The 14,371-nt window shown below is 41.4% G+C and carries 9 protein-coding genes; 3 read left to right on the forward strand and 6 right to left on the reverse strand.

The features are described 5' to 3' along the window. Positions 1 to 25: 25 nt before the first annotated feature. Positions 26 to 646: a hypothetical protein gene (locus N745_RS0110745; RefSeq protein ID WP_024852131.1), complete on the forward strand. Its 621-nt coding sequence runs from the start codon at positions 26 to 28 to the stop codon at positions 644 to 646. Between the two features lie 17 nt (positions 647 to 663). Here N745_RS0110745 and N745_RS0110750 read toward each other — a convergent pair whose 3' ends face one another. Next, positions 664 to 1,821, reverse strand: a complete 1,158-nt coding sequence (locus N745_RS0110750; protein ID WP_038071410.1) for an NnrS family protein — start codon at positions 1,819 to 1,821, stop codon at positions 664 to 666. Between the two features lie 239 nt (positions 1,822 to 2,060). Between N745_RS0110750 and N745_RS0110755 the strand changes: the two genes are divergently transcribed. Together N745_RS0110755 and N745_RS12390 are read left to right on the forward strand one after the other, a co-directional pair. Then, positions 2,061 to 3,107, forward strand: a complete 1,047-nt coding sequence (locus tag N745_RS0110755) for an HD domain-containing phosphohydrolase (protein WP_024852133.1) — start codon at positions 2,061 to 2,063, stop codon at positions 3,105 to 3,107. Then, a complete protein-coding gene (locus tag N745_RS12390) occupies positions 3,079 to 7,713 on the forward strand; it encodes a transporter substrate-binding domain-containing protein (protein ID WP_024852134.1) in 4,635 nt (1,544 codons plus the stop codon). The genes N745_RS0110755 and N745_RS12390 overlap by 29 nt, the downstream gene beginning before the upstream one ends. 28 nt (positions 7,714 to 7,741) lie before the next feature. On the opposite strand, the gene queF is transcribed toward N745_RS12390, so the two are convergent. From queF to N745_RS0110785, 5 genes are all read right to left on the reverse strand, one after another. Next, positions 7,742 to 8,581 carry an NADPH-dependent 7-cyano-7-deazaguanine reductase QueF gene (gene queF / locus N745_RS0110765; protein WP_024852135.1) on the reverse strand — a complete coding sequence of 280 codons (840 nt, stop codon included), beginning with the start codon at positions 8,579 to 8,581 and terminating at the stop codon, positions 7,742 to 7,744. A gap of 55 nt (positions 8,582 to 8,636) precedes the next feature. Next, on the reverse strand, positions 8,637 to 9,557 hold the full coding sequence (locus N745_RS0110770; protein ID WP_024852136.1) for a CHAD domain-containing protein: 921 nt from the start codon (positions 9,555 to 9,557) through the stop codon (positions 8,637 to 8,639). A 116-nt stretch (positions 9,558 to 9,673) separates the two neighbouring features. Beyond that, complete coding sequence (locus N745_RS0110775; protein WP_024852137.1) at positions 9,674 to 11,029, reverse strand: 4Fe-4S binding protein; 1,356 nt, start codon at positions 11,027 to 11,029, stop codon at positions 9,674 to 9,676. Positions 11,030 to 11,041: 12 nt separating this feature from the next. Then, the gene (locus tag N745_RS0110780) at positions 11,042 to 13,138 is read right to left on the reverse strand and encodes a TonB-dependent receptor (RefSeq protein ID WP_024852138.1); all 2,097 of its coding nucleotides are present in this window, start codon (positions 13,136 to 13,138) and stop codon (positions 11,042 to 11,044) included. 365 nt (positions 13,139 to 13,503) lie between these two features. Further along, on the reverse strand, positions 13,504 to 14,082 hold the full coding sequence (locus tag N745_RS0110785; protein ID WP_024852139.1) for a TetR/AcrR family transcriptional regulator: 579 nt from the start codon (positions 14,080 to 14,082) through the stop codon (positions 13,504 to 13,506). Between the last annotated feature and the right edge of the window lie 289 nt (positions 14,083 to 14,371).

Raw genomic sequence — 14,371 nt, forward strand, 5'->3', positions numbered from 1 at the left:
ACCTTCCCTGTCGAGGAGTTTCAGAATGAAAGCACTTAAGCCAAACACATTTAAACTTATTTCCTTAACAACAATTGTCGGTTTAAGCCTCACCGCATGCTCCCTCACCCCGCCAAAATCGATGATGGATGTTCAGGCCGATAATACTTTCCAGCTCAATCAGACATTGACCGTACCCGCGAATGCGACACGTATTTTTATTCAATATGGCAAAGTCACGACAAGACATGGTTTTAATCGACAAGATCAACATTGCGAGCTTGAGGTTAACCAAATTAAAGACCATGAACAGAAAATATTACCTGATCACTTCACTATTACCAAAGTACGAATCGGTAATGAAATGGTGGCTAACCGCTTGACCAAAAACCAACCAGTTATGCTGGCACAGGCAGATACTGGCATCATGAGTGACACACAAATCCCATGGCAAAATTTGGTAGCTGACACTACTGACAATAATAGACCCGAAACCATGGACACGGTAATGCTGTATTTAAAACCGACTCACAACAACCCGAATATTTTCAGACTCACCTGTGCTGGCTCACTAAGCAATGGTGATTTACAAGATGCGCCTCGAAGCTATCGCCCTGAAAAAGCAGAAATCAACACCATACTCGGCTCAATCGGGCACTTAAACTAGACACCCTGCCAACCAACTCAAAGCAAAATGCCCGTCTCTTTCGGCGGGCTTGGTCGAGTTAAAGTTGGCCAGTAGAGAACTGTTAACCATAAAAAACCAACTATCCAACCTAACTGACTGATATGAACCCATAGTACTGTTTGATTGGGAGCAATAATGGGTAGCAGCACTCTAAAAATAGCACTCAACGTTAAACTAATAAACACCCACTTCAGCCCTTTAGGAGGATCAAATACATTGCGATTAGTGTGCCCCAAAGAAATTCTCGCAATAATTGCAGAACACAGTAAACCTATTCCTCCTGCCGCTAAAGCATGAATGGCGATTGAAAAACTCACCCACCCCAAAGGTACACCCACAAAGAGCAACATACCCAAGGTCATGAATCCATAGGAAATAAACAAAGGCCATAATAAAGTGACTTTCCAAATCCTTGGATGATACCAACGCCATAAACGGATAAAGTGTGCAATAAATAAAGGCAAGGCAATCACAACAACCATCCAATGCATTGACCAAAACACAACAACAATCATTAACGCAAAGAAGCCAACCAATGCAACTCCATCAAGCCACTTATATTGTTTTTGCTCTGGCAACCCCAGGGCTTTCTCCGTAAAAAAGGGAAGCAATCGACGCATCATCGTCAGGTTAATCGCAAGCACCAAAAACAACCCCAATAGAATGGCATTGAACTGACTAAAACCAATCCAACCCAGCGCTCCGGCATAAAACACCGCATTAACCAAAATTAACAACAAAAACTTCGATGCCAACCCCGTCTGCGCCCAAAGCTTTTTCTGAAAAACAGGTAATGCAAAGTGCAAGAACAACCCAACATTGAAAGCCAAATCAAATAACGCCACCCAAAAAATCGGAAGATCAAATAAATACCCTAAGCGAGCCACGACCCAGAAACCGAAAATTAACAGTAATCGCCATCCAGAAGCAGAATTCGCTCCCGTCCAATTCATAACGGCTGTCAATAAAAAGCCTGTAACCGTTGCCAACGCATAACCAAAGACCATTTCATGAGCATGCCACATCATCGGTGCAAGGCTTGAAAAATGAGCAGATATGATTGGATATTGCACAAACCAAACCGTCATCGCAACCACTGAAAAAAGACTGCCGCCTAAAAAGAATGAGCGAAAAGCTCTATCGAAAAAAAACATCAATGCACCCAATATGACTTCTATGTCATGTCCGCTAAAATATAAACATTCATCTATTATACATAAATAGATTTCCCAAATATAACAAGGAGAAAATATGAAACCTTTATGAATTACTTGAATTTTTTGACAATTTAATCGATGATTGCTATTCGTGAGTATACGAAATATTTCGCACACAGCTTGTTGTGTTCAGATTTCAACGAACATTAAGCTTAGGATGAGCAAAGATGAGTCTTATGAAAGATCGATATCACATTCTTATTGTTGATGATGTTTCTGAAAATATTCAAGTCGCAATGAATATTTTAAAAGAAGGCCATTATCAATTTTCTTTTGCACTCAATGGCGAAAAAGCACTTGCCCTGCTAGAAGAAAACGATTTTGACTTGATTCTACTCGATATCATGATGCCTGGCCTTAACGGCTTTGAAGTTTGCTCACGCCTTAAGCGCAACCCTATGACGGCTGATATTCCCGTTATTTTCCTCACCGCGAAAGTTGATATTGATTCTATCAGCCAAGGATTCAAACTCGGTGCGGTTGACTACATCACCAAACCTTTCCACGCTGAAGAACTCATTGCACGAGTCAGGAATCATCTCGATCTATTTACAGCCAAAAAGCTATTGAAACAACACAACATTGCCTTGCAAAATAGCCTCATCAGCAAAGAAAAACGTTTCATGACCGAACTGGAAGAAAACCAGAAAGAAATGATTTACGTCTTAACTGAGCTGATGGAAGCCACCTCCGATGAAACTGGCAAACATATCCGTCGTGTAGCTGAATATTCGCGGTTATTGGCAGAATACCATCCAGGACTTTCTGCGGATGATGTAGAAATCATCTTTCATGCCGCACCCATGCATGATATTGGCAAAATTACCATTCCACACCACATACTCTGCAAACCCGGTAAGTTAACGGAAGAAGAGTTTGAGATAATGAAAACCCATACCACCCGTGCTGCAGAAGTCATGCGAATTTCAAAACGAAAATTCATGAAAGCTGCAGAAATCATTGCCCTACAACATCATGAGAAATGGGATGGTTCAGGCTACCCTCAGGGATTAAGTGGAGAAAATATCCATATCTACGCGCGGATAGTTGCCGTTGCCGACGTATTTGATGCCTTAACCCATAAACGCGTTTATAAAGAAGCATGGGGTCTTGATGATGCTACCAACTTTGTCTTAGAACAAAATGGGAAACACTTCGACCCTCAACTTATCGAAATCTTCTCGAACAATGTAGATGAATTTAAGAAAATTGCTGAATCTTAAAACGCTTCTTCTAGCATCGCTCTGGGTAGTCTCGTTTACTGCCCAAGCAGCTTTGCAGCTAACGACAGAAGAAAAAGAGTGGATAAAACAGCATCCAACCATTACGCTAGGAGCCGACTACAACTGGCCTCCATTTGAATTTTCGACCAGCCCAAAACAGCATGCGGGTATCGCTGCCGACTTCCTCAAATTAATCTCCAAAAAAACTGGGTTAACCATTAAAGTCAAAAGTGGTGTATGGGCAGAGATTCTAAAAGATGCGAAATCCGGTAAGTTATATGGATTGTCATGTGCTGTTAAAACACCTCAACGCACACCCTACTTATTCTTTACCACACCCTATACCACCATGCCGCTGGCAATGGTTGTCAATTCCACAAGCAAACTCCAATCACTCAAAGAGCTCAACGGGAAAGCACTGGCACTAAATGGTGGCTCTTATATAGAAGAATGGGTAAAAAAAACCTATCCCAAGATTCATATTGTTTCCGTCAACTCAAATGCAGAAGCATTAGAGCAGGTTGCAACAGGCCAAGTTAATGCCTATATCGGTAATATTGCTGTAGCAACTTATCTAATCAAAAAAAATTACCTGACTAACCTGAAAATTGTTTCCAAGATTGATAGCTATCAAACCAGCACCTCTATTGCCATTAATAAAAAATGGCCGATATTGGCGTCCATTATGCAAAAAGCCCTCGATGACATTTCGCCAATCGAAAAAAACACCATTTTGAACAAGTGGTTCTTGGCATCAAGCTCTACCAGTCAGGCCTTCACACCAAAAGAACAAGTGTGGATAGCCAAACACCCCATTATCAAGGTCGCTGGTGAAACCGACTGGGCACCTTTTGATTTTGTCGATGCACAAGGGCACTATCAAGGCATTGCCAAAGACTACTTAACACTCATCAGCCAGAAAACAGGACTGAAATTTGATATCCAAGCAGGGGCTTGGCAACATAATTTATCCTTACTGAAAAACAAAAAAATAGACCTACTTCCTGCGGCTAATATCACAGAAGCGCGCAAAAACTACGCACTTTTTTCCGTGCCTTACTTCAAAATGCTCAACTACTTTTTTGTACGCAATGATTTAAAAGCCCAAACTCTTAAAGACTTTAATGGAAAAGTACTCGCTGTTCCAAAAGACTACGCCTCTATCGAATACCTAAAAAAATACTTTCCTCAAATCAAGCTACTCAAAACAGACAATCTCAACCAAGCAATCGATGCGGTCATTCAAAACAAAGCACAAATTCTTTACGATACCTACTCAGTACTCTCTTTTAAGCTCGAAAAAGAGGGCATCTCAAACATCCATCCATTTGCCTCAACAAGAAATACACCCCAAACGCTTCATTTTATGGTTCGTGATGATGCACCTGAATTAGTGTCTATTCTCAATAAAGCGCTCAATAACATCACGCCATTAGAGAAAAAACACATCTACAGTCACTGGCTCACAAAACCAGAAGATAAAGTGGCCTTTAATTTAACGTCACTGAAATTAACAAATTCAGAGACGGCTTGGCTATCAAAACACGCTTCTATCACTTTTGCAGGCGACCCCAACTGGCTGCCCTATGAAGCCTTTACCTCAAACGGCCGCTATATCGGTATAGTTGCCGACAACCTCAAAGCCATAGAAAAAAAGATTCCAATCAAAATCAAACCCAAACGAGTCTCTTCTTGGCAAGAAACTCTGAACCTGTCAAAAAATAAGGCTGTGGACATTATTTCCGGTGATATTGATGATTCCATTCTGAAGCAAAATTATCTGCCTATCTCTCCCTATATAAACAGCCCTATCATCATTGTCATGAATGACAAAAACCAGTTTGTAAACAGTTTGACGCAGCTTGAGGGTAAAAAAATAGCACTCATTAAAGGCTATGGTTATACCCATAGCCTTTATAAAAAATTTCCCTATCTAGTATTTACGCAAACCAATACCGCTGATGAAGCCCTAGAAGGGGTTGCGATTGGCAAATACGATGCTGCGCTCATGTCATTGCCCAAAGCCAGCTATCTCATCAAGCAAAAGGGGCTCAATACCCTGAAAATTGTCGGCAAAACGCCCATAGAGATGAAACTCACTTTATTCGTCAGAAATGATGAACCCGAATTACACAGTATTCTTGATAAGGTGATGAAACAAGTTACCGAAGAATCTGGAACCAAGATACTCAACAATTGGACGAAAATTGAGTTCGCATCAAAAGTTGACTACTGGTTGGTGCTGAAGATTATTGGCGTTTTCCTAATCATTCTCGGATTTATTATTTACTGGAACCTGAAGCTTTCACGGGAAGTCAGTCAACGAAAACGCGCAGAAGACCACCTACAAATCGAAAAAGAAAACTTCCAAAACCTATTTGAAAACGCAGCCGATGCCCACCTCATTATCCAAAATAAGGTTTTTGTTGCATGCAACCATGCAGCTCTTGACCTACTCGGCCTTGAGTCCAAAGAACAACTGATTAACACCTCACCCATTAAATGGTCACCAGAGCTTCAACCCGAAGGCGTCAGTTCTGAAGACAAAGTGGACTATACCGTTAGAGAATGTTTTAACCGTGGAACCGTTCGCCTAGATTGGATACTGAAAAAATCCAGCGGCCAAGAGTTTTGGGTCGATGTGGTACTCACCGCGATTCAATATCAGGGACACCCTGCTATTTATGTTTCCTGGCGTGACCAAACCGAACAAAAAGCGTTAGAAACATCCATCAAACGAAACCAAGAGCAAGTTCAAGCTATCATCGATCGTGTGCCGCTCATCATCATGGTAACCGACTACCAAGGCAATCTTCTTTCGGCAAACCAAAAGGCCCAAAAAAATTATCTCATCGATGCTGAAAACCCAAACACAAAAAGAATGAGCGACTATTACACAAGGTCTGAAGAGCAAAAGGAAATCGAAACGCAGCTCAACACCTATGGAAAAATAGAACAGCGCATTGTTCCCATGAAGGACATTCATGGAAACGGCAAACAAATGATGCTTTCAATCCTACCGATTCACTATGACAACCAACTGGCATTGCTGTCCATTTACGTTGACCTAAGTGACCGTATTCAGATGGAACAACAGCTTAACGAAGCTAAAGAGTTGGCGGAAACAGCCAACCAGGCAAAAACTGAATTCCTTGCCAATATGAGCCATGAAATCCGTACGCCAATGAACGCCATTATCGGCTTTACCGAGCTGCTCAACGACCAAATAAAAGAGCCTCGACTCAAGACCTTTATCCGCACCATCCAATCAGCGGGTAATACCTTATTAATGCTGATTAACGACATTCTCGATTTATCCAAAATCGAAGCCGGCAAAATGACGCTCCACAAACAACCCACCAACCCTACCGAACTGTTTCAGGAAATCTCCGATATTTTCTCCATGAACGTTCAGCAAAAGGGCCTCGACTTGTTTATGGATGTTTCGCCCGACCTTCCCGAAGCCATCCTTCTCGATTCGGTCAGGCTTCGCCAAGTGTTGTTCAACCTACTCGGTAATGCGGTTAAATTCACCGAAAACGGTTATATCAAGCTTTCCGTGCGCGCCATCAACCTGGATCAGCCTCGTAGCAAACTGGATTTATTAATTGAAGTGGAAGATACCGGTATTGGTATTCCCCCAGAAGAACAAGCCCGTATCTTTAATGTGTTCGAGCAACAGTCCGGGCAAGACAACCGTAAGTTTGGTGGAACGGGTCTTGGCTTATCCATCACCAAACGTTTGATTGAAATGATGGAAGGCGATATTGAAGTTGAAAGTAAAGTGGGTAAAGGCTCGACCTTTAAAATCCTACTTCATCAAATGGACATTGCCTCCACACACAGCCCGCAATATATGGCGAACCGCGTCAACCCGAATCATATTTACTTCAAACCGGCCAAAATCCTTGTCGTTGACGATGTCACTGATAACAGGGAACTGATTGCGCAAAACTTTATTGATACGGAAATCCAAATTTCCCAAGCCCAGAACGGTCAAGAAGCCGTCGAAAAAGCCTCTTTAGAAACATTTGACCTAGTGTTAATGGATATACGCATGCCGGTTATGGATGGTTATGAGGCGGCCAAAATCATTAAATCCGCTCATCCTGCCATACCGGTTATCGCATTAACGGCATCTGTGATGCAAGATGAGTTTGAGAAAACCAAACGCGCGCATTTCGATGGCTACCTTCGTAAACCCGTGCTCAAACATGATCTTTTCCAGATGCTCTGCCAACACTTAGCTTATGAAGAAATAGAAGTTGAAAGCACTGATACCCAAGAGCCATTGATACTGTCCAGTACGGTTAAAAGCCAATTGACGGACTTTACGGCAGCATTAGAAGACAAACTGGATCAACAGCATAAAAGAGCGATCAAAACCAACAACCTAGAAGACCTTGAAGATTTTGCCGACAATATAGAAGAGGTAGGCAAAACATTTGACGTGCCCGAGCTGACAGCTTTCTCAGCACAATTAAAAGAAAAGATTCAAAGCTTTGATATTGGCGGTATGCAACAAATGCTCAAGCAGTTTACAAAACTGTACGAAGAACTGTCTGAGCTAATCAAAGATATCAATGAAAGCCGAAATAGACGTTAACCCTTGACCCCAGCCTGGTAGATTTTTCTTACTGTCGGCTCAATCGAGTCAAATCAAACTCATCCTCAAAGTTAGAACGATAAGGATTAATATCCAACCCTCCACGACGCAAATAACGCGCGTAAACCGTCAACTTTTCCGGCATGCAATGTTTTTGAATATCGGTAAAAATACGCTCAACGCATTGCTCATGAAACTCATTGTGATTGCGGAAAGAAATTAAATACTTCAGTAGGCTTTCACGTTCTATTTTACTTCCCTCATACCGAATCACAACGGATCCCCAATCGGGCTGGCCTGTCACCAAACAATTGGATTTCAATAAATGACTATGTAGGGTTTCAGAAACCTGTTCATCCGATTCACAATGCAATAACTCGGGTGATACCTGGTATGCGTCTACTTCGATATCCAAGTCATCCAAAGTGTCGCCCGGTAGCTTACCAAGATATTCTTCCGCATCAACTGGACGTATATCCACCGACACTTCACCACCACTGGCTGCGGATAAGTCTTTTTCCCATAAGCTGATGACTTCTTGCTCAGATCCAAAACGCGATCCATTAAAGGAATTTAAATAGAGCTTAAAAGATTTGGATTCAATTAAATTAGGGGCATCAGCCGAAAATGCAAACTCAGCGATGGCAACCTGAGGTTTACCTTTTGCATTCAACCAAGAGATCTCATACGCTGTCCAAATATCCAAGCCCACAAACGGCAAACTATTTAGATCAAACCCTAGTTCATCACGATTTTCCTGGCGAGGAATCGGAAATAACAACTCTGGATTGTACGTTTGACAGTAGGGCGTATTTTGACCCAATAGACTTTGTTCTGCTATTGAAGTTTTTTTGGTGGTGTTTGACATAGCTTTCTAAAGTGTTTGTTGACTGAGAGTCATTATACCGTTTACAGAACGGCCGTTACCAAGACTTAAGCAACTCACTATGTAAGTGATTCACTTGCTTCTTAAGATGAGACAGGCGCTGGCGCGTGAATTTTTCTAACGTCTTGTGCGCCTCTTTTTTGCTTTTGCCTACCTTCATTTTTTTCGACATGGCTTTTAAATGCAAATATAAAATCTCAAAATCGTGTTCTTTGCCCAGTAAGTTACCTAGCTGGTCAAGCTTCTGAATGGCTTTCTTTCCCTTGTCCGTACCCAGTGATTTCAGTAGTTTCAGCTGATAATAACCATGCTTCACCCATTTACGCCATTCATGACGGTCTTCGGATGTCGCCCCAACAGCAATACCTGCCAATGCATAGCGATGACATGAAGATAGCGTTTTTTGAAAACCTTGCTGTAGTGTCTGCATAAAGTCTTGTTCAACCGAAAGTGCTTGCCATGCTGCTAACTCTTTCTTCAAGGCTTTCTGAATAACATTCCAGTCAATATCTGGCAAGGATTCTTCCTGCTGTACAATTTGTGCTTCAAAGCCAGATTTCAACTCATCCAAATAAGCTTGCGTTTCTTTTGATAAAGACTTTTCTACCATCAAACTTTCAATTTGTTCCAGAGACTCAAACATAACTTGAAGGTCTCGATGTTGAGCTAAAAGCTTTGCCGTAGAGCGGATTCTATTATTCGCTTCTCTAAATTCTTCTTTAGTTATAGCAGGGGAAATAAGCCGCCAATAAGCCCTTAAACGTTTAAACGTAACGCGAATTGCATGAATAGATTTAGAAGCTTCGCGTTGCTCAATATCATTGGCCAATGACAGCACATCTGAAACTTCTTGGCACACCGAAGCCATAAAAGCAGGCGCAACTTCTTCAGAGCTTTTTGCTTTTAGACCAAAGTTCTTAAAAATCCGGCGAATGAATTTTTTTGAAATGTCTTCCATAAACCCGGTTTTCTCAATTAATAGAATTGAATATTATGCTTACTGAACTTTACAAGCAAATGAAATTTTTAACGCAACGGGCTTGCGCCTAAAAGCGCAAGCCTAACTAACAAAATCTAATGGTGCATCATTGCCCATTGAGTGAACACAACCAAGCCCAAATAGATCCAAATCATCGACCCAGAAGTCAAAGTTGCCACAACCAATTTTCTGCCGGAAAGCTGGAGCTGTTTGAGTTTTTTGACCAATACATAGGCAGCAACAATGACCGCTAAATAATTAAATAGGCCAAACAAATGCACCCAAGCATCTCTGCGGGTTGCAAGGGGATTCATCGTTGCATCCGAACCGACCAGCCAATAAAAGGCATTACCCAAATCCGACGCATAGTGCAAAAAGAAAAAGCTGCCTATATGGCTTAATGCACCAATCAGCATTAGAGGCGCAAGCGCCAAACCAGCATGCTCAAACACTCGGTTATATTCAATCTTGGTCAATTTACTCGTCAAAGCAAAACTACCCAACACAACACCAAAAGTGAGCACAATGGCCATGACTAATGCAGAAAACCCAACCCAATCAATCATTGGAATGGTCGGCATTATCGAGTCCAACCATTGCCCAGTCTGAACCCAAGGCAATTCACTTTTAATTGGACTGTGGCCTAATGCATGGTGAAAACGCATGGTGATGGTAATAACAGCCAACAACGAAATAAAAACCCAAATCGCCATTTTATCCAGCTGTTTTACCGGCTCACTGACCTGCTTGGCAAAAGCCCCCAGATTCCACTGAACAGAATCACAAGCATGATGACAGTCCATGCAGAGCGTGCAATCCTGCATATTGTTTTTCTTTTCAAACAAATAGGGTCTCAGGCTCCACTCACAAGACTTTACACAATCAAAACTTCGGCAAGTTTTACATTCATTTTGATCTGTTTTTAGCGTTGCCGCACCGACTTTTCCATAGGATTTGATGACCGAACCAATTGGGCAAACATAGCGACAATAGTCCATATTTCGGTAGAGATAAAATCCTGCAAAAGCGATCACTGTTAACACCAAGAAATACATGGCACTGACAAAAGGCACCTTAAGGAAGTCAGGGAAAACATAAACCGGCACCCAATAACTCACCAGCAACAGTCCAAAACCCCACCAACGGTTGCGCATCCAATTTGGCATGAGCTTTTTCGGACCTATTCTATTCAGGTATTTACCGATAAAACTATGCGGACACACCGAACAAAACATTGGCCCCAAAGTCACCATTGATAGAATCAAGAAAAATGGCCAAAACAATGACCAGAAGACAGCCAAGGTATAAGGGTTTTCCGACTCCTCAGGATAGCTCAGACCGAAGTAAACCGCGCTGGAAAACAGCGCCAAAACCAAAACTCTCAAGAGATTCAATAATGCTGGTGAGCGATAAATTGTGCCTAATAAAGGCCAGTTCAACAGATTATTCATGACGCCACCTACTTATAGTTTGTAACGATAGTTAAGCTGGATATTTCGTAGTGCTCCCGGGCTATAACTGTAACTACCACGGCTATCTTTAGAAACTTCTTCCGCATAACGCATGTCAAATACGTTATTCACATTTAGTTGGAACAAATGCGCTTTGTGGCGATAAGCCACCATCGCATTGGTCACCATGTTATAGCCGCTGTATTTTTCGGTATTAGCATCGTCAATGTAGTAACTACCGAATGCCAAGCCTTCAACACGTGCTTGATAGCCTTTCTTCTGATAATTAGCAAAAATCGAATACTGTTGCTCAGGAATAAAACGAACATGCTTACCGGAATAATTCGCACCACTGTCTTTATAATCTAGGTAACGGTAATCCTGCCATGCAGCCGATCCACCAACATCCACTGTTGATAAAAGCTGATAACCTAAATTCAACTCAGCACCCTTTTTCTGGGTTTTACCCGCGTTCACATAGTAAGTTGTTGTGCCATTTTTTACCGCGACAATTTCATCAGTTAAATCTATCTGGTACAGCGCAAATGTAGTTTGTAGCTTTTGTGTATTACGCTTATATCCCACTTCATACTGCAACGCAGTTGAGGCTTTTAGATCCGTTGCCTGACCATAAGATCGGTTATTGCTGATTTCGCTTTCAGTCGGCGCTTGTTGAGCCGCACTGACCGTCGTGTATAAACGGGATGCCTTCGCCAATTCATAGTTCACCGATACTTTTGGCGCAAACAAATCATAGTTAGCTCGCGTCGTATAATGCCCCTGCCCTGCAAGGTACTTAGCCTGAGCATAATCGTATTTCCAGTATTCATCACCGGCAATATCCATCGCGAGATGGTCATAGCGCAAGCCCAAATCCATTTTCCAACGGTCCGCAGGTGAAAGCGTTTGTTGGAAATAAGCACCGCTCAATAGGTTTGATGAATCTTCTACGCTGGCCAAAGTACCTTTCGCATCAGACGTCACATCTACGATTCTGCCATACTTAACCACGGTATCTCGGTACTGGTATTTCTTACCTTGGTTACGAATATCGCCTCTCAAGGTCAAACCGAACACCTGACTCGCATCGTGACCGAAAAGCTGGTGTTTGCGGTCAAACATCAAATCTGTACCAATCACATAGTTGTCTTTCGCATCATTGATAATCCCTGTTACAGGGTGAAAATGCTGCCATTGATTGACATAAAACTGAGGTTTAAACTCAAGTGTTTTACTCAACTTGGTTTTGTAACGCGTATTGAAGAACAAAGTTTTACTGTCACGCGCACTTTTAGAAAAAGCCGAACCAGTATTAGTTTTATCATTAATCGTTTTACCGGTTTTCAGATAATTCGCATAACCGGTAGCGCTTAATGAGCCAGGCAATTTAAGGTTCGATTCCTGATAACTGATTTCTGACTCTAGCGTTGATTCACCTTTAAAGAAATGACCTTGTTTAATAGAAAATTGTGTCGTATCAAACTGATTCCACTCACGCCAATTATTGTCCGCCTGGCGACGAGAGAATTGAATAGAAAAGTTATCGTTTTGCCCGGCTTCCCAAGTTTTGTGCAATGCGGCATTACGGCTCGTTTCGCTACCTGCACCTAATTTTATATAGTCCTTAGTTCCATCGAAAACAGACTGGGAGTTAATCGACAATACGCCCCCACTTGCATTAGAAGCCGCAATAGAACCTGGTCCTTTAAACACTTCAACCGAGCTAATATCATCAATATCGACAAAATCAAAACGGGTGAAACTGTCTGGGTCGGTCATCGGTACACCATCACGCAATACCATGATTTCACGAACACCGTAAGGTGCTTTTAAACCCGCCCCACGGATAATCAATCGGGAGTCATACCCCCCGTTTTTGCTGACTGCTATCACACCAGGCATGGTTTTGATGACATCATTGATGTTACGTGCATTCTTCTTTTGAATCGTTTTGCTTTCAACCACATCAACACTTTGTGACACGTTCAACGCTTTTCTTTCTTGTTTTGTCGCGGTAACAGTAACTGCATCCAAAGACGTTTCTGCTTTAGATGACATAGATAGCACCGCTAAGCAAATCCCAAGAGGTAGTTTTTTTAATTTTGGCATTATTATTACTCCCAGTATTTTCATATCTCACCACTGATTTTTCTGTGAACTTACACAAGAAAAACAGAGTGAAAAACTCCTTAAAAAATTTGAGGGAATCTTACGGAAGTGCCTAGAATTAAACAATGTGACAAATTGTCACACCCCAGCCTGGCAGGTTTTATTAGCGATTAAGAAGGATAAGGAATGAATGGAGATTCTGTTTAAGATACGGATAAAAGGTATCGATATTTATATCGGAAATTGGATATGAAGCCTGACTTGATTCATATAATTCACTGAACCAAGCGTGTCTTCAGCTTCTCATCATTTGTTGTGTAGCGTAGTAACCTTATCAACTATAAAAGTTACAGTCATAGCAAATACTAAGTTTGCAGATTGGAGATTGTAGTGGCATAAATTTTTTCAGCCAAATAATCTAACTGATGATGTTTTTCCTGCACTGCAGGCAAGTAATCTCTCATACCATCAATTTGTAAGTGGAAAATAATCAACCCAAGTAAAGAAGTAATTACATAATGATGATCTGCATTCGGGTTAATTTCACAGAGCACTTTTTCCAGCCGCGTACAGCTCTCTGAAAGCGCTTTTTCCGCAAGAAATTGTAGTTTTTCAGGGTTGTTTTGTACCAACTCTCTGAGAATCAAACGCCTAAAAGTCATGTCTTCAGACATTTTCTTTATGTTTAAAAAAATCATCTTTTTAAGCTTTTCTTCGGACTCTTCATCTCCAGAAAGCACAGAACAAACCTCTGAATTGTGATTATCACAAACAGACTTCAGAACCGCCTCATAAAGACTTTGCTTATCTTTGAAGTGATTATACAAAGATGAAACCGTATGCAAGTCTGCAGCTTTGGCTATTTCCCTCATGGAAACTGCTTCAAACCCGTCCTTGGAAAACAATTCGGTCGCGCATGCCAGTATGCGATCATGGGAGCTCATAGATTTTTACCTAAATATTTTTATTCTATTTTGTAATTCTACTCGAAACTTTCACTTGGGTCGCCTCCCATTAACGCTTTATATTCACGCGCAATATATTTCACTAGAAGCAGCTAACAGGCCGCGATTTATAAACCGATCAACACGCGAAAATATTATTCTAATAACCCTATGAAACCACACACCTAAAGACTTTTATAGACTGACCTTATATCTCAAAAAAAATTTAAATATTTGTTTCTATTGCAATTTGATTCTTAAAACGCAAGAATAGAAACGAACGTTTGTT

Source organism: Hydrogenovibrio kuenenii DSM 12350 (assembly GCF_000526715.1).
GTDB classification, from domain to species: domain Bacteria; phylum Pseudomonadota; class Gammaproteobacteria; order Thiomicrospirales; family Thiomicrospiraceae; genus Hydrogenovibrio; species Hydrogenovibrio kuenenii.

Excerpts from the sequence above, each read along its gene's own strand:
- N745_RS0110745 (WP_024852131.1), top strand. The coding sequence starts at position 26 with ATGAAAGCACTTAAGCCAAACACATTTAAACTTATTTCCTTAACAACA.
- N745_RS0110750 (WP_038071410.1), bottom strand. The coding sequence starts at position 1,821 with ATGTTTTTTTTCGATAGAGCTTTTCGCTCATTCTTTTTAGGCGGCAGT.
- N745_RS0110755 (WP_024852133.1), top strand. The coding sequence starts at position 2,061 with ATGAAAGATCGATATCACATTCTTATTGTTGATGATGTTTCTGAAAAT.
- N745_RS12390 (WP_024852134.1), top strand. The coding sequence starts at position 3,079 with ATGAATTTAAGAAAATTGCTGAATCTTAAAACGCTTCTTCTAGCATCG.
- queF (WP_024852135.1), bottom strand. The coding sequence starts at position 8,581 with ATGTCAAACACCACCAAAAAAACTTCAATAGCAGAACAAAGTCTATTG.
- N745_RS0110770 (WP_024852136.1), bottom strand. The coding sequence starts at position 9,557 with ATGGAAGACATTTCAAAAAAATTCATTCGCCGGATTTTTAAGAACTTT.
- N745_RS0110775 (WP_024852137.1), bottom strand. The coding sequence starts at position 11,029 with ATGAATAATCTGTTGAACTGGCCTTTATTAGGCACAATTTATCGCTCA.
- N745_RS0110780 (WP_024852138.1), bottom strand. The coding sequence starts at position 13,138 with ATGCCAAAATTAAAAAAACTACCTCTTGGGATTTGCTTAGCGGTGCTA.
- N745_RS0110785 (WP_024852139.1), bottom strand. The coding sequence starts at position 14,082 with ATGAGCTCCCATGATCGCATACTGGCATGCGCGACCGAATTGTTTTCC.